This window comes from Pseudomonas sp. K2I15, assembly GCF_002204795.1.
Lineage (GTDB): Bacteria > Pseudomonadota > Gammaproteobacteria > Pseudomonadales > Pseudomonadaceae > Aquipseudomonas.
Genome location: NZ_NIXO01000017.1, coordinates 1 through 20,987, shown reverse-complemented (window position 1 = coordinate 20,987; position 20,987 = coordinate 1). Strand labels below are relative to the sequence as shown.

Here is a 20,987-nt window from a genome sequence, read left to right as displayed (position 1 = left end):
GAGCATTCCCTGAACGCCCCAACGTGAGCCCGCGCAAAAATAATAACGAGGCAATAACGATGACCGATGTACGTACACCTGCTGCCGAAAATCCCGCTGTAGACCTGACCACGACCACCGTAACAACCGGCTGGAACAAACACGACACCACCTGGATGCTCGGCCTCTACGGCACCGCCATCGGTGCCGGCACCTTGTTCCTGCCGATCAACGCTGGCGTTGGCGGCTTCTGGCCGTTGATCGTGCTGGCGCTGCTGGCCTTCCCGATGACCTTCTTCGCCCACCGTGGGCTGACGCGCTTTGTGTTGTCGGGCAAATCCGGCGACATCACCGACGTGGTGGAAGAACACTTCGGCATCGGCGCCGGCAAGCTGATCACCCTGCTGTACTTCTTCGCGATCTTCCCGATTTTGCTGGTGTACAGCGTGGCGCTGACCAACACCCTGACCAGCTTCATGGAACACCAACTGCACATGGCCCCGCCGCCCCGGGCGATCCTGTCGCTGGTGCTGATCCTCGGCTTGATGGCCATTGTGCGTTGCGGCCAGGGCGTAATCGTCAAGGCCATGAGCGTGCTGGTGTACCCGTTCGTCGCCGCCCTGCTGCTGTTGGCCCTGAGCCTGATCCCCAACTGGAACGGCGCGTTCTTCGCCTCCGCCAGCGAAGGCATGCCGCTGCCGGCGTTCTTCAAAACGTTGTGGCTGGCGATCCCGGTGATGGTGTTTTCCTTCAACCACTCGCCGATCATTTCCGCCTTCGCCGTCGACCAGAAACGCGTGTACGGCCCGCAAGCCGAGCGCAAAAGCAGCGGCATCCTGGCCATGGCCCACAGCATGATGGTGCTGACGGTGATGTTCTTCTGCTTCAGCTGCGTGCTGGCGCTGTCGCCGGCTGACCTGGCGGCTGCCAAGGCGCAGAACATCTCGATCCTGTCGTACCTGGCCAACCACTTCCAAACCCCGGTGATCGCCTACGCCGCACCGTTGATCGCGCTGGTGGCGATCACCAAATCCTTCCTGGGCCACTACATCGGTGCCAGCGAAGGCTTCCAGGGCCTGATCGTCAAATCCCTGCGTGGCCGCAACCGTTCGATGTCGGCCAAGTGGCTGGAGCGCTGCACCGCGCTGTTCATGGTGCTCACCTGCTGGGCCGTGGCCACCTTCAACCCCAGCATCCTCGGCATGATCGAAACCATGGGCGGGCCGATCATCGCCTGTCTTTTGTTCCTGATGCCGATGTACGCCATTCGCCGAGTGCCATCTTTGCGCCAGTATTCGGGCCAGGCCTCCAACGTGTTTGTGGTGTTGATCGGGTTGATTGCGCTGTCTGCGATCGTTTTTTCCGTGATGCCCTGAAACGGATCACCGCGCTCAAAACACCACCGACCCAATGCGGGAGCGGGCTTGCTCGCGAAAGCGTTCCTTCAGCTGAGTATTCATTGGCTGACACACCGCATTCGCGAGCAAGCCCGCTCCCACCGGGGTAATTCGATGGCAGGCAGATTGCTGTACGGCACGCCCCTTGCTGTACAGCTACGGAGGAAAACGGACCTTGTGAAAACCTCAGCGAGAGAATGGCCGGTGGTCAGGAAACGCGAACTAATCCCGACACCGGTCGTCAATGACTGCATGTTCTTATCAGGCGGTAACGCACCATGGACAATCCTTTTCAGATCATCACCGACACCTTTGCCCCGAAATACCGGGTTAATTTGAGCATCCAGCGGCTGGACGGCAGCATCATGCTGACCCTGTCCGATGAAGACGGCGTAGTGGCCAAACGCATGATCAGCGCCGAACAACGCAACGACCCGCAGCGGCTGAAACGGCTGGTGCAGAGCGTGCAGTTCGGGATTGCAATTGAGCAGGGCCACAGCGCGATTGAGATATTGGCCGTGATGACCGACGGGGACAGTCACCAGCTATTGCAGCGGCCGCCGGTCAGCAGGCCGCCGCTCAACGCCGGGTTTTAGAGCTCGCCCTTCTCGGTTTCCAGGTTCGCTTCGTCTTTACGTTGCGGGCCCTGGACCTTCACCGACGGGAACGCCGACGACGCATACCGCACCACCAGAATCGCGAACGCCAACAGCAGAATCCCACCGCACAGGTAGATGATGCCGATGTCGGGCGGGTTGTGGTGGGACACGTTGGAGATCAGCAGGCGGGTCAGCGCCGTGATCGCCACGTAGATCAGGAAGCGCACCGGCATGTGGTTGGTCTTGAAATAAATCCCGACCATCGCCCCCAGTTCCAGGTAGATGAACAACAGCAAGATGTCATCGATCTTGATGTGCCCCGTTTCCAGCATCCCCAGAAATTCCATCACCGCTGCATAGGCGGTCACCGCACCAATGGCGAACAGCGCCAGGTAGTGGAACGTCTCGACGAACAGATTTCCCAAGGACTCGGCCAGTTGATGCACGGTCTTGCGCAGGTTTTCAGCCCAGTTGATTTTCACGATGATGCTTCCTTAGGTCGGCTCGACCGGATAATGCGGGTTGGACGTGACGGTTTCTCTGCATGCAGAAAAAAGGCCAGGGAACAGGGAGTGAGATGGTGGCGGGGTGACATTAGGCACTTATCTTGCTGCTTGATGATCGTTCCCACACTCTGCGTGGGAATGCCGCCCCGGACGCTCCGCGTCCCATGCCCCATGGTTTCGGGTAGAGGTGACGCGGAGCGTCACGGTATGCATTCCCACGCAGAGCGTGGGAACGATCCAGGTGACCGGGTGATTTAGGTCAGGTCGGGGCGACTTGATCCAACGCTTGATCGACCAATAAACCACTCATTTCGAGCAGTTGATGGATCGCCAGAAGCAAACTTCGCTGTGGGCCCTCAAGCTCAAAAGCCAGGCTACAGGCCATTTCACGGGCACTGTTCAAGGTTTCGCTGGCGTTGGCGAGTAACGTTTCCGTGTCGGCATTGGGCGTAACGCTGAAAAGAATCGAGGAGGGTTCGGGAGGTGGCTCAGGTGTTTCAGGGCGCAGAGAGTGATCAATCGCGCGGTTGGCTGCGGCTTGAAGACGGATGTCAGTGTGTGAATCGTAAGGCGGGCTCGGGGTAATCTTTTTCATGGTCAGACTCTTCCGTATTAAGAACCGTCCCCATCTGCCGCCAAGCAGATTGGGTGACGGATTGCACAAGGTTGGCGGACCGGTACGAAAGAAGAAAACCGGCACCCCGAAGGGTCCATGCGCAACCCGTCATGACACAGGAATACAAACGCCACGAAGCGTCTGCAATCTTGTTGGGACGTTGTTACGCCTTTCGTTACCGAGCCGCCAAGCCCGTCCGCTGCATTTGCAGCGCCCGAGGAAGGTAAGCGAACGGACGAAGCCGGCGCAACCCCGGCAAGTTGTCAGAAATTTCTCTTGCTGCAAACCCCCGTATTCCAACTACATTAAAAAGCCACTACCCAAAGCCCATGGATTGGCTTATGCTTTTAGCTGTATATAAATACAGTATTCGCACGAACGCTTGGCGACACCCGAACCAAGGGCTACCCCCTTCAATACTGCACCGATGACGAGGCCGAAAAATGGCTGTTGAAACCCTGTATCGCAGTACCCGTGACCTGGAGACTACATTCGTGGATCGCAAACTTGCCGACGCACACGACCAGATGCTTGAACTGGCAGAGTCCCTGATGGAAGTGCTGCTGAAAAACGTCGAAGGCTTGAGCGAGAAGCAGGCAGAAGATGCCGGTATTTTCATGGCCAAGAACCGCGCAGCGTTTGCGGCGGCGTTCAAGAACAATGCGAGTGCATTGGCGGAGATTGGGCAGCCAGAGGCTGAGTGATGCATTGCCAGTAGTGGCGAAAGGGCTTGTTGTGGCGGGGTAGCTTGCTGTGGCGAGGGAGCTTGCTCCCGCTGGAGTGCGCAGCGCTCCCAAGCTTTTGGGTCTGCTGCGCAGCCCAGCGGGAGCAAGCTCCCTCGCCACAGGGTTATGCCGTGTGTTTTATGCCTGCCACAATGTCTTGCCAAAGAACGTCAGCGTCCGGTCCCACGCCAGTTGCGACCAGGCTGCATCGTATTGCGTGCCGGAAATACGGCCATCGCCAATCGCGGTTTCGTTGGCAAACGCATGGTGCGCCAGGTAGCGATGGAAGGTCGCATCCACACCGCCTGCGTGCAGTTTTGACTCCAGCTCAGCCACGGTTTCAATGTTGAAGAAGGCATCCTGCGTGCCCCAATGCCCCATCAGCGGCGCCTTGATCTTCGACGCATCCAGATACTCCAGCGGCGGGAAGCCGTACCACACCACGCCCGCCGCCAATTCCGGGATCGCGTTCAACGCCAACAGCGTCAACGCCCCGCCCATGCAGTAACCGGTCACGCCGACTTTTTTCGAGTCCGCCTGCAAGTACTGCACAGCACCCTTGATGTCCTGGGAAACCGCATCACCAAAATCCAGCCCATCCATTAGGTGATGAGCTTCTTCCTCTTCCACCGTGGACGCGCCGCGATAAAGATCCGGCACCAGCACCCGATAGCCACATTCGGCCAGTCGATTGGCCACACCCTTGATCTGATCGTTGACGCCCCACCATTCCTGAATCACCACAATCGCCGGCGCGCCTTCGAGTACCGCCGGGCTGGCCAGGTAGCCGTTGACGTCTGCGCCATCCGGGCGTTTGAAGCTGATCATGCGCCCGCTGGAGCGCCCTGCTGTTTGTTTGGACATCCAAACCTCTGTCTCGGGATGTGAGAAACCAAGCGTTCAACCACAATAGTAAAGTGCACGGCCGCGCGGATGTAACCATCTATTTCCCACGCAGGGCGCATGACAGTTACACGTCGACGGTTAAGGGGCGATTATCTTCAGCGGTACAGCAACCGCTCCGCCAGCTCATCCGCCACCCGCGCGGGTGAGCGTTTTTCAGCCTGGGCGTGGGCGAAGATTTCAGTCAGGCGGGTGCCGATGTTCGACAGGTGCGCGGTGATGGTTTCCAGCTCTGCGCCGCCGTGCTTGAGGGCGACGTAGATCAGCCCGCCGGAGTTGATCACGTAGTCCGGCGCGTAAAGAATCCCACGCCCTTCCAACTGATCGGCCACTTGCAGGTTGGTCAGTTGCGCACTGGCAGAGCCGGCCACTGCCGCGCAACGCAACTGCGCCACCGTGTAGCGGTTGAACACCGCGCCCACGCCGCAGGGCGCGAGGATGTCGCACGGGGTACTGAGCAAGGCTTCGTTGGCAATCGGGTGCGCGCCCAGCTGTTCCATGGCCAGTTGCACCTTGCCATGGTCGATATCGCTCACCAGCAATTCAGCCCCGGCGGCGTGCAGTTGCTCGGCCAGCGCATAACCGACGTTGCCCAGGCCCTGGATCGCCACCCGTAAACCTTCAAGATTATCGCTGCCCAGGCGGGCCATGGCGGTGGTGCGGATGCCGGCAAATACGCCCATGGCCGCGTGCGGCGACGGATCACCGGCCGCCGTGGTGCTGGTGACATAGCGGGTCTGCTGGGCGATGCAATCCATGTCGGCCACCGAGGTGCCGCTGTCGATGGCGGTGATGTAGCGGCCATCAAGCTGCTCGATGCAGCGGCCAAAGGCTTCAAACAGCGCAGCGCGGCTTTCCACATGGGCGGGGCGGATGATCACCGCGTTGCCACCACCCACCGGCAAACCCGCCAGGGCGGCCTTGTAGCTCATGCCTTGGGCCAGGCGCGCGGCATCCGCCACGGCACTTTCATCGTCGGGGTAAGAGAGGTAGCGGCAGCCTCCAAGGGCGGGGCCCAGGCGGCTGTTATGGATGGCAATGACCGCCTTCAACCCGGTGGCCGGGTCAACGCTCAGGTGCAGCGATTCAAGGCGGGTGCTGTGCATGAGCGCAAACATCGTCGAGCTCCCGAATCACTTCTGGTAGGCGCCAAGTATAGGACCACCCGCGCAAACCTGCCCAAGCACGCGGGAATAAGCCCACCGGTTTTAAAGGGTTTGCGACATAAACAGGTAAGAGGCGTCTTAAGGCACTGGACGAAAGTTCGCAGCAAGGCTAAAACGAGACATCCGCCGGAGAACCCAATGAAGCCCCGCAAAGCCTTTTTTGCCTGCCTGGAACGGTCACCGCCCGCACTGTTTGAAGCCGCGCTGTGGATGGCGGCCGAACACGACCCGGCAGTCGACCCCTTGGCCATCCTGCAGGACTTCAAGGTGTTGCAGCAGTTGGTCAGCCTCAGCATGCCGATGCTGCCGCCCGATGAACTGGGGCAACCGCTGCTGCGGCGCATGAACGACCTGGGGTTTGCCCAGGATGACAACACCCCGCTGCGCCCCGCCGCCGCCCTGCTGGACAAGGTGTTGAAGCGCAAGCGCGGGCAGCCGCTGGCGTTGGGGCTGATCGCTCTGGAGCTGGCGCGGCGCCTGGACATTCCGTTGGTCGGCGTCAACTTTCCGGGACACTTCCTGTTGCGCGTGCCGGGCGCCGATCATCTGCTGGACCCGTGCGGTGGCCGCCGGCTGTACCCCAACGACTGCCGCGAGCTGCTGACTCGCCAGTACGGGCCCAACCTCAAATTGCAGGCCGACCACCTGCACACCGCCGAGCCGCGTTCGATCCTGCAGCGGCTGTCACGTAATCTGCGCCAGTTGCACCTGTCCAACGACGAGCATCTGGCCGCCCTGGTGGATGCCGAGCGGGTACTGGAGCTGGGCAATGCCAGCGCCGCCGATTACCTGGCCCGGGCCAGTTTGTATCAGCGCCTGGATTGCCCGAATGCCGAGCGTTTTGATCTGGAGCATGCGTTGATGCTCAGCGAAGACCCGATCCAGCGCCTGCGCCTGACCGAGCGGCTGGGGCATTTGCCGCCCAACTCTGTGGTGCATTGACCCGCTTGGCGTAAGCTGTACCGCCCCATGGATGAGGTTGTCATGCCCCTGCGCTCCCCCGCCGAACGCTACCTCGAAGATTTTCACCAGCGCCAGCCCGGCACCACCAGCGCTGCGTTCGCCGAACTGGCGGCCGTGAAATACAGCTCTTCCTATGCCGCCCTGACTGCACACGTGCCCACCGCACAAAGCCCGTTGAGCGTGCTCGACCTGGCCTGCGGCGACGGTTATCTGCTCAAGCTGCTGGCCGACCGCCAGCAACCCGGCCTGCAATTGACCGGTGTCGACATGAGCCAGGCGGAACTGGATGCCGCCCGCTTGCGCCTTCCCGTTAACGTCACCCTGCTCAAGGAGCGCGCCCAGGCATTGAGTGTGGCCACAGCCAGCGTCGACGTTCTGCTGTCGCACATGGCGATCATGCTGATGGATGATCTCGAACAGGTGCTGCAAGAGGTGCAGCGCGTCTTGCGCAGTGGCGGCACATTGGCGGTGCTGATCGGCAGGAGCTTTCTACTGGGCCCCGTCGGTGACGCGTTTCTAGAAGCCTTTCGCCCAATCGCCAAGGAAGACCGGTTACCCAACCTGCAGATGGGCGACCCGCGCACGCGCAATGAAGACGGCTGGCGGACCTTGCTGGACGATCACTTCAGCGACCTCAGCTTCGAAGATATCGACGTCCACTGGCAGCCTCAACCAGAGGCGCTGTGGACGTCATTGAAAGAAACCTACGATATCGACCGGCTGACAGTGCCCGCCAAGGCCCGCCTGAAAGAGCGTTTCCTGGCGTCCATCGCCCACCTTCAGCAGAGCGATGGCAGCGTGTCCACCGGGTGGGGGTTACGCGTGATCAGCGCCAGGCGCCGATAACGCATCAGCGCCTTGTGACACCGCGCCCTTGGGCGAGCGCACCTGAATAATCAACAGCGCCGCCATCACCGCCGGAATCGCGCAGAAGAAGAAAATCTGCTGCACCGGGATGTGCATTGCCAGCAACATGCTGCCGAACAGCGGCCCCAGGATCGAACCGAACCGCCCAACGCCAAGCGCCCAGCCGGTACCGGTAGCGCGCACGTGAGCCGGGTAGAAGTTACTGGCGAATGCATTGAGCGTCAGCTGACCGCCGATGATGCAGAAGCCCGCCGCAAATACGCAGGCCACCAGATAGCGCGGATTGTCGTGGTTCAGCCCCAGCAGAATGGTGCATACCGCAGCCGCCGCCAGCACGCCGGACAACAGCCGCACCTTGCTTTTTAGCCGATCAGCAAACCACGCCATGCCGATGGCGCCCAAGGTCCCGGCAAACAGGAACATCGACGTCACCAGATTAGCTTCGTTCAGGCCCAGGCCGCTTTCCAGCAATAGCGAAGGCAACCAGCTGATCATGAAATACAGCAGGATCAGGCTGACGAAAAACGTCGCCCACAGCAGCAAGGTCGGGCGCGCATAACCATGGCGAAACAGCTCCACCACCGTCAGTTTGCTACCTTGCTCCTGGCGGTTTTCTTCCGCGCTCGCCGCCGGTGGCTGCCAGCCGGGCAGCATCCGTGCGGTAACTTTTTGCAGGCGCACGTACGGCGGCGCATCACGCAGCAGGCGCGGCAACGATTCAGGCAACTTCCAGGCGAGAAACGGGAACAGCAGCAGCGGCGTCACGCCGCCAGCGAGGAACACCGCCTGCCAGCCAAAGCTGTCGATAAACCCGGCAGCCACGAAACCACCCGCCGCACCGCCGAAAGAGAAGCCACACGCCGCCAGCGTCACCATCAACGTTCGCAAGCGTGGCGGCGAATATTCCGACATCAAGGCCATGGCACTGGGCATCGCGCCGCCCATGCCGATGCCGCAGATAAACCGGGCGGCCATCAAGGTATTCAGGGAATTGGCGAACACCATCAACACCGTGAGGCTGGCGTAGATCAGCACGCAGCACAGCAGGATGCGCCGCACACCGAAGCGATCCGCCAGCGGCGTGACGGCCAGGGAACCGAGGGTCAGCCCCAGCAGGTTGGCGCTGAACACCGGGCCGAACGCGGCCTTTTCCAGGCCCCAGTCCTTGGCCAGCGCCGGTACCACATAGCCCAGGACTTGGGCGTCGTAGCCGTCGGTGACCAGCAACAGTGCCAGCAACAGGAGAATCAACCACTGATAGCGCGACACCGGACGGGCGTCGAGTGCCGCACGAAAGCTGGCAATCTGATTGTGCATCGCAAGGGACCTGTATTGTTTTTATATATTTTGGACACGCTGAAGATCACATGTGGGAGCGGGCTTGCTCGCGAAGGCGGTGGATCAGTCAATACATCTGGCAACTGACCCACCGCCTTCGCGAGCAAGCCCGCTCCCACATTTGGCCGGTGTAAGCCTGGCGAGTTATGGCGTGTCAGGGGTATCCGGTTGGTTGGCGGGGTGAGCCGCCATGAACGCCGGATGCTGCGCCGCCAATGCCGCCACCCGCTGAATACGCGGGTACGCCGCCAGCGACACCTTGAACCGCTCGGCTGCATACACCTGTGGAATCAAGAACGTATCCGCCATGCCCGGCTGCTCGCCAAAGCAATAACCCTGATCACCGATCAACTGCTCCACCGCCGCCAAGCCCTGGCTGATCCAATGCCCGATCCACTCCAGCACCTGCGCCTCATCGTGCCCCCACTGCTTGAGCAAATTCTGGGTGCTGGAGTTATGCAGCGGATGGATGTCGCAACCGATGATCGACGCCACCGCACGCTCATGGGCGCGGGTCGCCAGATCCCTGGAAAGCAACGGCACCTGTGGATAACGTTCCTCCAGGTACTCGATGATTGCTGGCGACTGAATCAACACATCGCCGTCATCGGTGCGCAAGGCCGGCACCCGACCTTGCGGGTTGATCGCCAGGTATTCCGGCTGGTGATTGGCGCCACCCTTGGGCACCAACAGGTTGACCGGCACCGCGCTGAAATCCAGGCCCTTGAGCGCCAGCGCAATCCGCACCCGGTAGGACGAAGTGGAGCGGTAGTAGGTATAGAGTTCCATGGCCCTGCCCTCTCAGCGCGCCGCGACCACGGTACCCCGGCATTCGCCGAAGCCGATGGAGGTAAACCCGTCGCGGGTGCAGCGGGCACGCAGGATGATTTCGTCGCCGTCTTCGAGGAATTTACGCACTTCGCCAGAGGCCAATTCGATCGGCTTTTTACCGCCCTCGGTGATTTCCAGCAGGCTACCGAACTGGCCGGCCTGTGGCCCCGACAAGGTGCCCGAACCAAACAGGTCACCGGCCTGCAACTGGCAGCCGTTGACGCTGTGGTGCGCAACCATTTGCGCCACGGTCCAGTACATGTGCTGGGTGTTGCTGAGGGTCAGGCGATGGGCCGGCAGGTTCTGTTCACGCATCGAGGCGGTGGTCAGCAGCACTTCGAGTTCGATATCAAACCCACCGGCGGCTTGGTCGCGCTTGTCCAGCAGGTACGGCAGTGGTTGCGGATCGCCTTCAGGACGCGCCGGTTGTGCCTTGCGGAACGGCTCCAGGGCTTCAGCCGTCACCACCCATGGCGAAATGCTGGTGATAAAACTTTTCGACAGGAAAGGCCCCAGCGGCTGGTATTCCCAGGCCTGGATGTCCCGCGCCGACCAGTCGTTAAGCAGGCAGAAACCGGCGATGTGATCGGCGGCGTCGCCGATGGCAATCGAGTCGCCCATGGCATTGCCCTGGCCGATCCAGATGCCCAGTTCCAGCTCGTAATCCAGACGTGCACACGGGCCGAAGGTCGGCTCGGTTTGACCGGCTGGCAAGGTCTGGCCTTTAGGGCGACGGACCTCGGTGCCCGACGGACGAATCGTCGACGCGCGGCCGTGGTAACCGATCGGCACGTACTTGTAGTTGGGCAGCAGCGGGTTGTCCGGGCGGAACAGTTTGCCGACGTTTTGCGCGTGTTCGATGCCGACGTAGAAGTCGGTGTAATCGTTGATTTTGGCCGGCAGGTGCATCTGGCAATCAGCAGCCGGGTGTAGCGCGGCTTGCAGTTTGCCTTGCAGGTTGCTGCCTTCCGCCAGCAGTTCCAGCAGGCGCTCACGCAGGGCCACGCGCGGGCCGCGGCCGAGTTCGAAAAACGCGTTCAGTTGGCCGCCAGCGGTGGCTTCAACGGCACGGCGGGCTTCGCCTTCAAAGCATTCCAAAGCGGCCTGCAGATCGAAAATCTGATCGCCAATCGCCACGCCACTGCGCGGCGCAGAACCGTTGAGGCTGAACACACCCAACGGCAGGTTTTGCAGCGGGAAGTCCCGGTGACCGTTGGCGCAAGGCACCCAACTGCGGGTGAGTTTAGGCTGAGTCATGGGTTATCTCCGATTCGGGTTGAAGGTTGCGGGCAGCGAGGCCCAGCAAGCGTCGTAAGAAGGTTGCAGCTGCGAGCATTCCAGCGCGAACTGTGTAGGACGCAGCACCTGGCTGGTCTCAAACATGAACGCCATGGTGTTATCAATCTTGTGGGGAGCCAGTTCCACATTAATGGCCTTGGTGCAGGTCTCGCCATCCGGGCCATGGGCGCTCATGCAACTGTGCAGCGACGCGCCGCCGGGCAGGAAGCCTTCGGCCTTGGCGTCGTAGGCGCCCTGGATCAGGCCCATGTATTCGTTCATCAAGTTGCGGTGAAACCACGGTGGCCGGAAGGTGTTTTCGGCGACCATCCAGCGGGGCGGGAAAATCACGAAATCAAGGTTGGCCAGGCCGTGCACGCTGGTGGGCGAGGTCAATACGGTGAAGATCGACGGGTCCGGGTGATCGAAACTCACGGTGCCGATGGTGTTGAAACGGCGCAGGTCATATTTGTACGGCACGTTGTTACCGTGCCACGCCACCACGTTCAGCGGCGAATGGTCCAGCTCGCAGCCCCACAGTTCGCCGAGGAATTTCTGAACGAGCGTGGTCGGTTGCTTGAGGTCTTCGTAATGAGCGACGGGCGTGAGGAAATCCCGTGGGTTGGCCAGGCCGTTGCTGCCGATCGGCCCGAGGTCCGGCAGGCGCAGTGGCGCGCCGTGGTTTTCGGCGACGTAGCCACGCGCTTGGGCATCCAATAACTCGACTCGGAATTTCAGGCCGCGAGGCAATACGACGATCTCCAGCGGCCCGACTTCCAGCACACCCAGCTCGGTGGCGATACGCAAGCGACCTTGCTCGGGAACGATCAACAGTTCGCCGTCAGCGTTGAAGAACACGCGGTCCATGGAGCGGTTGGCGCGGTAGTTGTAGATGCTGATGCCTGAGGGTTTTTCCGACCCGGAGTTGGCGACCACGCCTACAAGCCCGTCAATGAAATCTGTCGGCTCAGCGGGAATATCCAGCGGGTTCCAGCGCAGGCGATTGGGCGTCACGGCACCGAGCGGGCCACCGGCCAACTGCCGTTCCAGCTTGGCGAACGCCGGGTGATTGGCCGACGGCTGGATGCGGTACAGCCAGGTGCGTCGGGCTTCGCTGCGGGCCATGGTGAACGCGGTGCCGGAGAAGAGTTCGGTGTACAACCCGTAGGGCGCTTTTTGCGGGGCGTTCTGGCCGACGGGCAATGCGCCGGGAAGCGCTTCACTGGCAAATTCATTGCCGAAGCCCGACTGGTAGACCGGCTCTGAACTAGTTGATTCGAGGGTCATGGATCGTCCTCTGAGCGGAAGTTGTTTTTATCGTAATCCAGTTACGCATAACGTAATTTGATACCTGTTGACCGTCAAGCTATAAAGACGCCCATTCGTCTTTCGGATTCATGCCCTCCATGGAAAAGCCGCCCGCTCCCCGCGACACCGGTAAACAGAAAGTCCGCTCGGCTGAAGTGGGCACCGACATCCTCAAGGCCCTGGCTGAACTGTCGCCGGCCACCTCGCTGTCGCGCCTGGCCGAACACGTGCAAATGCCGGCGAGCAAGGTCCACCGCTATTTGCAGGCGCTGATTGCCTCAGGTTTTGCCGAGCAGAACACCGCCACCAACCATTACGGCCTGGGCCGCGAAGCCTTGCGTGTGGGCCTCGCCGCGCTGGGCAGCATGGACGTGCTGAAAGTCGCCGCCCTGCCCCTGGCAGAACTGCGGGACGAGTTGAATGAAACCTGCTTCCTGGCCGTATGGGGCAACCAGGGCGCGACCGTGGTGCATATCGAGCCGGCGGTGCGCGCGGTGACGGTGGTCACCCAATTGGGCTCGGTGTTGCCGCTGCTCAGTTCGTCCACCGGGCTGGTGTTCAGCGCGTTTCTGCCGGCGCGGGAAACCGTGGATTTGCGTGAGCGGGAGATTCAGGCGGGCATCGCCCATGCGTTGGCGAATGACCAGGCCTACGCCACCACCTGCGAGCAAATCCGCCAGCGCGGCCTGCACTTTGTGCACGGTTTGCTGATGCCGGGCGTGGACGCGTTGTCGGCGCCGGTGTTTAACGCAGTCGGGCAAGTGGCGGCGGTGTTGACCGTCGTGGGGCCGACGTCGCTGTTCCATGCCGATGAGGACGGCCCGGCGGCGAAACGTTTGTTGGCCGCTACCCAGGCGGTGAGTTGGCGTATGGGCTATCAGCCGTAACGCTAAGTACCAGGCACACAACAGCGCAAAATGTGGGAGCGGGCTTGCTCGCGAAGGCGGTCTGTCAGTTAACGCATCAGTGACTGATACGCCGCATTCGCGAGCAAGCCCGCTCCCACATTTGCTCTTCATTGTTTGAGAAATAGCGCTTGGCTTCAGGCCATCAATCCCAGGGTTTTCGCCTTGGCCACTGCCTGGGTGCGCCGCTCCACTCCCAACTTGCTATGAATGCGCCGCGCATGGGTCTTCACTGTGTGCAGAGAAATAAACAATTGGCCGGCGATTTCCAGATTGGAATTGCCCTGGGCAATCAGTTGCAGCACCTCAAGCTCGCGCTGGCTCAGAGGATTCTCCCCCGCCGCCGCCAGGCACTCCTGCGGCTCCAACCCCAACGCACTCAACAGCCCCGGTTGCCTGAGGCGCAACTCGCGAATCGCCTGTTGCACCTGACAACGCCCCGCCAGTTCCAACCCGGCTTCCAGTGAACGCACGGCCAACGGTCGATCGCCGATTTGCCAGGCCACTTCCCCCAACACCAACTGCAATTCCGCTTCCAGGCACAGCATGCCCCGCTGCCGGGTGGTCTCCAGCAAGGCATTCAGGCGGGCAATGGGCTCTTCGGCGCGACGCAGTTTCACTTCGGCCAACACCTGCAAATACTCAAGGCGCGGGATCAGCTCCAGAGTGGCCGGCGGCGCCTGTTTGGCCTTGGGCCCACGGTAGTGACGCAGTACGCGGGTCACCGCTTCGAGGGTCAGTTCGGCGCGACCCTGCTGCAACCAGAAATGCCCACTGAGCAACAACAACACGGCGCGATACACGGTGTCAGGCACCTGGCGTTGCTGCATCAGGCGCTCGGCGTCTCGCAATTGGATAAATGCCTGGGCGTAATCGCCCTTGTTGGCGGCCAGCAGTGCCAGGCCGAGGTAGCCGTAGAGCACGCGTTTGTCCTGGCTGTGCAGGCACATGCCCAGGCCGGATTCGAAGCATTCGGCGGCGACGGCATCGTGACCTTGGCGCAGGGCCAGATGCCCACGTCGCAACGAAATCCGCCCTACCAACGGCCCGGCCTTTAGTCGTTGCTGAACCAGCATCTGCTGCACATTTTCCAGCAGGCTCTGGGCCCGATACGGCGCACCGCGCTGTTCCAGCAACTGCGCATGATCCAGTTCCAGCAACGCCTCCAGCAGCAATGAGCCATGGGAACGCGCCAGGCACAACGCCTCGCGGTTAAGCGACTGGGCCACATCCAGTTCTCCACGCAGCAAGGCCTGCTGGGTCAGCCCTGACAGGCACATCAAGCGCGACGTCCAGGCGCTTTCCGGCAAGTCTTGCAGGGCCTCAAGAAAATGTTCCTGGGCACGTGCGGCCTCGCCCCCAAGATGCAGCAGCCAACCCCATTGCGCCTGCCAGCGGGCCAGCAGATAGCGCTGCAAATGCGCGGTCGGTTGCGGGGTGAAACGCGCCAGTTGATCGATGCACAACGCCGCCTGATCGAAACGCCCGGCAAACAGCAACGCCGCCGTCACCAGCCCCACCAGTTGCGCCGAACCCAGCATCAACTCATCGCCATGCTGTTCATGCAGGCGCAACAACAGCACTGCGTTTTGCTGGCGGAACAGGTCTTCAAAACTGAAATGCTGCAACAGGCTCACGGCCACTTCGTACTCTTCGGCCAGCAGCGCCTGTTCAAACGCCGCTTGCCAGTCTTCAGCGGCGGTAAACCATTGGCAGGCGCGCCGGTGCCAGGAGCGCTTGGCCGGCCAGGGCTCGTCGAGCAACAGCTGCGCCAGCGGCGGGAAGATTTGCAGCCAGTCGGTGGCGTCTTCCCAGGGCTCGATGAAGGCCCCCAACGTCTGCAAGTCACGCAGGTAGTCGGCACCGTCGCCAAAGCCGAACAGGTGATCGCACAAGCTCGGATTGAAGCGTGGCAGGTGCGCAAGCACGCGCCAGGCTTCGGCCAGCTCCGGGGCCAGGCCGCTGAACAGTTCGTGTTGCAGGTAGTCGAGCAGGGTTTTGTCGGGGTGCCCGTCGCCTTCAAGCAATGCGATGCGCACGCCGGCGCACCAGCCGGCGCTGAACTTCAGCACCTTGTCGGCGCAGGGTCCGGCCAAGTGCTGGACCTCGGTGTGATCAAACGCCAACTCGGCAGCACTGCACTCCCACAATTCATCGTCGAGCAACAACCGTGGCCAGTTACAGGCCGGCCGCCGCCGCGCGCCAATCCACCAGGATAAAACGGGACTGCTGGCCGCCAGAATGCGATCGAGCAATGCATCCAGTTCAGGTGCCGGCACCCGGCAAAAATCATCGAGAAACAGCCAGGCAGGCGCTTGCCAGCGGTTGAGGGCCAGCAGCAGCGTGGGTTCGTCGACAAAATCCAGGCCGAGGCTTTGGGCCAGGCGCTGACACAAATCCAGGGCGGCGCCGTTCAGCGGCAGCCAATACACCAGGCAATCCGAAGGCGCCTGCAACGCGCACTCGGCGAGCAGCGCGCTCTTGCCGCTGCCGGCCGGGGCGCAGAGCAACTTCACCCGCGCCGAGGCGTTGAGCAACGGCCCGGCCAGTCGCGGGCGCAACAGGTGGTGGGGCGACAAACGTGGCATGAATCCAGGACGATCCAGACAACGGGTCATGGCGGTCATTACTGCGTCCCTGTTTTTTATTATTAGGCGGCGTGCGCCCTACCCTAGTCCTATGGTTGACGGTTGTTGAGGAGTATTCAGCAGGCTGATTGCCGGACATAAAAAAGCCGGGAGCCAAAAGGCAACCCGGCATCAGTCCTAAAGGTGGAACACAGTAAATGTGGGAGCGGGCTTGCTCGCGAAGGCGGCGGGTCAGCCAGCACATGTATGACTGATACACCGCCTTCGCGAGCAAGCCCGCTCCCACAGGTTGACTGTATTTCAATCCGGTTTTAGCGCACGCCCTCAGAGCGCAATGCCGCCGGTGTGTAGTCCGCCGCCTTGGCCGCAAAGCCGAACACGAAGCTGCTCTTCTCTTCGTTCTTCATCCCCAAGGCGATGTAGCGCCCGGCGATGATGTCGTACAGGGTCTCGACGGTGTAGGCCGGCACCTGGTGGTCATAGTAGAACTGCGCATGACCTTCAGCGACACGCCACAGTTGGCCACGGCCGTCGTAGTGGTCCACCAGCGCGACTTGCCAGCTGTCTTCGTCGATGTACATGTGGCGCTTGGCGTAGATGTGCCGTTCGCTCGGCTTGACGGTACCAATCACTTCCCAGACCCGGTGCAGCTCATAGCGGGTCAGGTCCTGGTTGATGTGGCCAGCCTTGATGATGTCGTCGTACTTGAGGGTCGGCGAGTCGAGCTTGTAGCTATTGTACGGAATGTACATTTCCTTCTTGCCCACCAGCTTCCAGTCGTAGCGGTCGGGTGCGCCGGAGAACATGTCGAAGTTGTCGGTGGTGCGCAAGCCATCGGCGGCAGTACCCGGGCCGTCATAAGAGACTTGCGGCGCACGGCGCACACGGCGCTGGCCGGCGTTGTAGATCCAGGCCAGACGCGGCTCCTTCACTTGGTCGAGGGTTTCGTACACCAGCAGCACGTTACCCGCCAGGCGCGCCGGGGCGGTTACCGACTGCTTGAAGAAACTCAACACATTGGCGCCTTTGGCCGGGTCCAGGTCGGGCATCAGTTGCGGCACGGCCACTTCTTCTTCGAAGCGGATCGAGGTGTAGCTGCCGTTGGTCTGCGGCGTGGCCTGGGTGATGATGCGGCGCAGGTTGCCGCCGTGGTAACGGGTGATGTGGTTCCACAGCACCTCCACGCCGGTCTTCGGAATCGGGAACGCGTAGTAGCGGTTGCCGGTGAAGTTCTCCAGGCCGTTGCCGTCGTTGATCGCATGCACGTTCAGCGCGCTGCGCTTGATCGAGTCGTAGATCTCCGGCGGCAGGTTGACCGTGCGGTGGGTCGGGTAGACCGGGATCTTGTAGGTTTGCGGGTAGCGCTTGAACATCGCCACCTGGCCTTCGGACAGTTTGTCCTTGTACTTGTCGACCGTGGCGGCGGTGATCACGAACAGTGGTTTTTCATTGGCGAACGGGTCGGCGAGGAAGCCTTTGCTGTCCACCGCACCGGCGTTTTTCGGGATGCCACCGGTCCATGGCGGGATCGAGCCGTCGGCATTACCGGCTTTTTCGGCGCCCACCGGGGTCAGGGTGGTGCCCAGCTTGGCCGCTTCTTCCGGCGACACCGCGGCCATCACGTTGGCAGCCAACAGGCTCAGCGCCAACACGCCGCATTGCAGAATCATCTTGCGCATAGTCTCTTGTCCTTCTTTAAGCCAAATCAGAAGTTCACGCCGAAGCTTAAGGCGATGAAGTCGCGGTCGGTGAGGGTGTTGTAGTCCCCGCCAAAAAAGTCGGTGTAGCTCAGGCTCGCGGTGTAGGTGTTGCGGTAGTCCGCATCCACGCCAACGCTGATCGCCTTGGCCCCTTCGTTGAACAGGCCGTTGGGGCCATAGCCGCTGACGTCCTGGGACCACGACACATTGGGTTTAAGGTTGACCCCGGCGAACACGTTGTTGTAATCGAGGATGGCCCGGGCGCGATAACCCCAGGAGTTGGCCGTGACAAAACCGTCGGTATCGCCGCCAAAGCCGTACTGGCCGTAGACCGAATCACGGCCATAACGCAGCTTGGATTTGGCCTCAAGGCCGCCGACGTGAACGAAGGCCGCTTCGCCCACCAGGGTCAGGCGTTCAGCGCCCAGCACTTGGTCGAAGAATTGGGTCATGGTGCTTTGGATCTGGGTGATTTCCTTGCGCCGGTAACCCGAGTTGTCGGCGCCGAAGGTGCTTTTGATCGGTGAGGCCGAAGCCGACAGCGGAGTGACCATCGCCAGGGTCAGGTCCGTGGTGTTGAGTTGTACCGGGGCGTTCGGGCGGTAGCTGATCTCGCCAGTCCACGCGGTGCCGGTGGGCAAGGTGGTGGAGAAGCTGGCGCCGAACAGGCGGATATTTTCCGGGTAGTCGAGGTAGTACTGGCCGTTGCCGAGCAGCGCGCTGGTGGCCAGGCCAACACCATTGCCAGGTGCAATCGCGTTACCGGTGTTGATGATTCTGCCGAGCGTCGCCAGGTTGGTGTTTGCAGTGATGGTGCCCACAGTAGGCGTGCGGCTGTGGTAATTCATGAAGTACAACCCGTACTCGGTGTCATCGCCCAGCCAGCGCAAGGCGGCACCGAACTGGCCACCATCGCGCGCTTCCCGATCCGGCGCACGCTGCACCACAACGCCTTCCTTCGTTACCTGGAAGCCCTGGCCAAACGCCGCCGCCACGGGTTGCAGCGGAGCAATCGCCGGGCTGCCGACGGTGTAGTTGCTGTTACAGCCATGGGCCACCACGTCGTTGCCGAAGAAGGTGCCGCAGTTGTCCACCACGGTGTTTTCCCAGTTCAACTGGTAGAAACCTTCCACACTCAACTGGTTGGTCAGGCTCTGGGACGCAAACAGCATGTTGACCGGAATCAGCCCTTCCTTGATCTCGGCACCGGGCCGGCGGAACGCGGAAACGTCGATGGGGTTGATGCTGTTGATGGAGTTGCCGATGAAGGTACTTTCGCCCCAACTGACCACCTGCTTGCCGACGCGCACGTTGCCCGGTAAATCGCCGATCGAGTAGTTGTGATAGACGAACGCATCCAGCAATTCATAGCCGGAAGAGCGCGCACCCTCGTCGCGGTGGTTATTGCTGATCTGCTTGAATTCGCGGTCTTCGTCCTGCAGTTCGAAGTCGTACCAATACTTGCCGCGCACGAACACGCCGCTGTCGCCGTACTTAAGCTCCAGGTCGTGGATACCCTTGAAGATCTTGGAGAAGGTCTCGCCCTTCTTGAAGTTCAGGCGACCGTCATCGCCCGTGGACGCCTGGCCGGTGCCGCCGTTGGGAATGCCCACCAGTTTTTTGTCGGCATCGCGCATGCCCCAGCTGGCACCTACCGACAGCGAGGAATCGAATTGCCCTTCGATCTCGCCGATGTTGAACGAAACAGCCTGCGCCTGGGCACAGCAACCCAAAGCAACCGCAGCGGCCAGCGCCTGTGGCCTGAAGATGGCGCGCATTGTTGTTTTTGTCATGCGTCTTCCCCGGTGGTGTGACAGAAGGCCCCACCCTACTGCCCGCGATGAGGAGCGATAAGCGCACCAAGGAGGTATTCGTGTTGTCGCTCGAAAGGATGAACAGGCGCTCTGGCCGGGGTATTGGCGGGGGCATGGACGAGATGGATGAAGGGTTATCAGGAGGATGGATGAGGCGTTGCCGACACTGTTGCCGGTTTGGTAACAGTCCTTGTCCTGAATCGCTATTTTTCATCCTGTAACAAAAGCTTATTATTTCTTGGCTTTCAGGGCGAACCGCCCGCTTCCAAAACCTGGAAGAACAGCAATATTTTATGGATTGATCATTACTTTCAATCTGTTACCGGTGTTCACTGACGTTGATTTATTGCTCCTTGATCAAACGTCTTACTTCAGCCGCTGCCTTTGCAGCGGCTTTTTTTATGCCTGAAATAAAGCGGGGCGCCATGGCGCCCCGGTTGATTAAAACTTCTTCATGCAACGATCACAGGCTGTACTTCTGCAGGTTGGCCATCATCTCCTTCAAGGCCTCGATATTGTCCTTGGGGTGAGCGGCCCCTTCAAAGTCGCAGATTTTCTGCCAGTGGGCGGCGACGTCATCCGGCGAGAAACCGGCTTCGGGGTCAAACCCAACGCCGAGGCTGCGCTCCCAGCGGGTCTTGCCGATCCAGCCACCGCCGACCTCAAACAGCCCGGAGGTTTCCTGGCACGCTTCGCTGCCCAGGTACACCACCAGTGGGCTGACCAGTTCCGGCTTGAGGCGCTCGAAGACTTGCGGCGGGATCAGGCCTTCGGTCATGCGTGTGCCGCCGGTGGGGGCGATGGCGTTGACCAGGATGTTGTTCTTGCGGCCTTCCAGGGCCAGGGTGCGGGTCAGGCCGTACAGGCCGAGCTTGGCCATGCCGTAGTTGGACTGGCCGAAGTTGCCGTAGATGCCGGAGGTGGAGGCGGTGAAGATCACCCGGCCGTAAGCTTGTTCGCGCAGGTGTGGCCAGGCGGCGCGGGTGACTTTGTAGGCGCCTTCGACGTGTACGCGGTAGACCAGGTCCCAGTCGCTGTCTTCCATTTTGTGGAAGGTTTTATCCCGCAGGATGCCGGCGTTGTTGACCACGACGTCGATGCGGCCGAAGGCGTCGAGGGCGTTCTGGACGATTTTGTGGCCGTCGGTGACGGAGTCGTGGTTGGCTTCAGCTATTCCGCCGGCCTCGCGAATTTCGGCTACGACGCGGTCGGCAGCTGAGGCGTTGGCGCCTTCGCCCTGGGTGGAGCCGCCAAGGTCGTTGACCAGCACTTTGGCGCCGTGTTTGGCGAACAGCAGTGCGTGGGCGCGGCCTAATCCGCCGCCGGCACCGGTGACGATCACGACCTTGTCTTGGAACTGCACAGGCTCACTCATTGGGGACTCCGGGGGCGATGGGGATGGATGGGTGGAGTGTCAGGCACGGGGCTTGTGGTCACAATAAATACGGGTGGGGGTGAATGGTGCGCGATAAGGCTGGGGGATGATTGGCTTGGGGTGCGGTGG

Annotated in this window: 18 protein-coding genes; 6 read left to right on the top strand and 12 right to left on the bottom strand. The window is 61.2% G+C overall.

Annotation, left to right across the window (positions count from 1 at the left end; all coding sequences use genetic code 11):
- Window positions 1-59: 59 nt before the first annotated feature.
- Together CEC48_RS12660 and CEC48_RS12655 are read left to right on the top strand one after the other, a co-directional pair.
- Window positions 60-1,355, top strand: coding sequence for a serine/threonine transporter (locus CEC48_RS12660; RefSeq protein ID WP_088424055.1), 1,296 nt, complete (start codon window positions 60-62; stop codon window positions 1,353-1,355).
- A 299-nt stretch (window positions 1,356-1,654) separates the two neighbouring features.
- Window positions 1,655-1,972, top strand: a complete 318-nt coding sequence (locus CEC48_RS12655; protein WP_088424054.1) for a DUF3509 domain-containing protein — start codon at window positions 1,655-1,657, stop codon at window positions 1,970-1,972.
- Here CEC48_RS12655 and CEC48_RS12650 read toward each other — a convergent pair.
- Complete coding sequence (locus CEC48_RS12650; RefSeq protein ID WP_088424053.1) at window positions 1,969-2,457, bottom strand: phosphate-starvation-inducible protein PsiE; 489 nt, start codon at window positions 2,455-2,457, stop codon at window positions 1,969-1,971. The genes CEC48_RS12655 and CEC48_RS12650 overlap by 4 nt on opposite strands.
- A 283-nt stretch (window positions 2,458-2,740) precedes the next feature.
- Window positions 2,741-3,076 (bottom strand): DUF6124 family protein, encoded by a 336-nt coding sequence (locus tag CEC48_RS12645; protein ID WP_088424052.1) that lies wholly within the window; start codon window positions 3,074-3,076, stop codon window positions 2,741-2,743.
- Window positions 3,077-3,540: 464 nt separating this feature from the next.
- On the opposite strand from CEC48_RS12645, the gene CEC48_RS12640 reads away from it, so the two are divergent.
- Window positions 3,541-3,801 (top strand): YebG family protein, encoded by a 261-nt coding sequence (locus CEC48_RS12640; RefSeq protein ID WP_010176960.1) that lies wholly within the window; start codon window positions 3,541-3,543, stop codon window positions 3,799-3,801.
- Between the two features lie 159 nt (window positions 3,802-3,960).
- Here CEC48_RS12640 and CEC48_RS12635 read toward each other — a convergent pair whose 3' ends face one another.
- Complete coding sequence (locus CEC48_RS12635) at window positions 3,961-4,686, bottom strand: dienelactone hydrolase family protein (RefSeq protein WP_088424051.1); 726 nt, start codon at window positions 4,684-4,686, stop codon at window positions 3,961-3,963.
- Window positions 4,687-4,823: 137 nt separating this feature from the next.
- The gene (locus CEC48_RS12630) at window positions 4,824-5,843 is read right to left on the bottom strand and encodes a Glu/Leu/Phe/Val dehydrogenase dimerization domain-containing protein (RefSeq protein WP_010176963.1); all 1,020 of its coding nucleotides are present in this window, start codon (window positions 5,841-5,843) and stop codon (window positions 4,824-4,826) included.
- Window positions 5,844-6,029: 186 nt separating this feature from the next.
- On the opposite strand from CEC48_RS12630, the gene CEC48_RS12625 reads away from it, so the two are divergent.
- Both CEC48_RS12625 and CEC48_RS12620 read left to right on the top strand, forming a co-directional pair.
- Entirely contained in the window at window positions 6,030-6,833 is an 804-nt protein-coding gene (locus tag CEC48_RS12625) for a SirB1 family protein (RefSeq protein ID WP_088424050.1), read from the top strand.
- 42 nt (window positions 6,834-6,875) lie between these two features.
- Window positions 6,876-7,700 (top strand): class I SAM-dependent methyltransferase, encoded by an 825-nt coding sequence (locus CEC48_RS12620; RefSeq protein WP_088424049.1) that lies wholly within the window; start codon window positions 6,876-6,878, stop codon window positions 7,698-7,700.
- Here the strand turns inward: CEC48_RS12620 and CEC48_RS12615 are convergent.
- The 4 genes from CEC48_RS12615 to hmgA form a co-directional block, all read right to left on the bottom strand.
- Window positions 7,671-9,038 carry an aromatic acid/H+ symport family MFS transporter gene (locus CEC48_RS12615; protein ID WP_088424048.1) on the bottom strand — a complete coding sequence of 456 codons (1,368 nt, stop codon included), beginning with the start codon at window positions 9,036-9,038 and terminating at the stop codon, window positions 7,671-7,673. The genes CEC48_RS12620 and CEC48_RS12615 overlap by 30 nt on opposite strands.
- Before the next feature lie 165 nt (window positions 9,039-9,203).
- Entirely contained in the window at window positions 9,204-9,848 is a 645-nt protein-coding gene (maiA, locus tag CEC48_RS12610) for a maleylacetoacetate isomerase (RefSeq protein ID WP_088424047.1), read from the bottom strand.
- Between the two features lie 12 nt (window positions 9,849-9,860).
- Entirely contained in the window at window positions 9,861-11,147 is a 1,287-nt protein-coding gene (gene fahA / locus CEC48_RS12605; RefSeq protein ID WP_088424046.1) for a fumarylacetoacetase, read from the bottom strand.
- 3 nt (window positions 11,148-11,150) lie between these two features.
- Window positions 11,151-12,455 carry a homogentisate 1,2-dioxygenase gene (gene hmgA / locus CEC48_RS12600; RefSeq protein WP_088424045.1) on the bottom strand — a complete coding sequence of 435 codons (1,305 nt, stop codon included), beginning with the start codon at window positions 12,453-12,455 and terminating at the stop codon, window positions 11,151-11,153.
- Window positions 12,456-12,574: 119 nt separating this feature from the next.
- On the opposite strand from hmgA, the gene CEC48_RS12595 reads away from it, so the two are divergent.
- The gene (locus tag CEC48_RS12595; RefSeq protein ID WP_088424044.1) at window positions 12,575-13,363 is read left to right on the top strand and encodes an IclR family transcriptional regulator; all 789 of its coding nucleotides are present in this window, start codon (window positions 12,575-12,577) and stop codon (window positions 13,361-13,363) included.
- Between the two features lie 155 nt (window positions 13,364-13,518).
- On the opposite strand, the gene CEC48_RS12590 is transcribed toward CEC48_RS12595, so the two are convergent.
- The 4 genes from CEC48_RS12590 to CEC48_RS12575 all read right to left on the bottom strand — a co-directional run bounded on the left by CEC48_RS12590 (window position 13,519) and on the right by CEC48_RS12575 (window position 20,858).
- On the bottom strand, window positions 13,519-16,008 hold the full coding sequence (locus CEC48_RS12590) for a LuxR C-terminal-related transcriptional regulator (RefSeq protein WP_088424043.1): 2,490 nt from the start codon (window positions 16,006-16,008) through the stop codon (window positions 13,519-13,521).
- 272 nt (window positions 16,009-16,280) lie between these two features.
- Window positions 16,281-17,648, bottom strand: a complete 1,368-nt coding sequence (locus CEC48_RS12585) for a DUF1329 domain-containing protein (RefSeq protein WP_088424042.1) — start codon at window positions 17,646-17,648, stop codon at window positions 16,281-16,283.
- A gap of 26 nt (window positions 17,649-17,674) precedes the next feature.
- Window positions 17,675-19,462, bottom strand: a complete 1,788-nt coding sequence (locus CEC48_RS12580; protein WP_088424041.1) for a DUF1302 domain-containing protein — start codon at window positions 19,460-19,462, stop codon at window positions 17,675-17,677.
- Between the two features lie 484 nt (window positions 19,463-19,946).
- The gene (locus CEC48_RS12575) at window positions 19,947-20,858 is read right to left on the bottom strand and encodes an SDR family oxidoreductase (protein ID WP_088424040.1); all 912 of its coding nucleotides are present in this window, start codon (window positions 20,856-20,858) and stop codon (window positions 19,947-19,949) included.
- Between the last annotated feature and the right edge of the window lie 129 nt (window positions 20,859-20,987).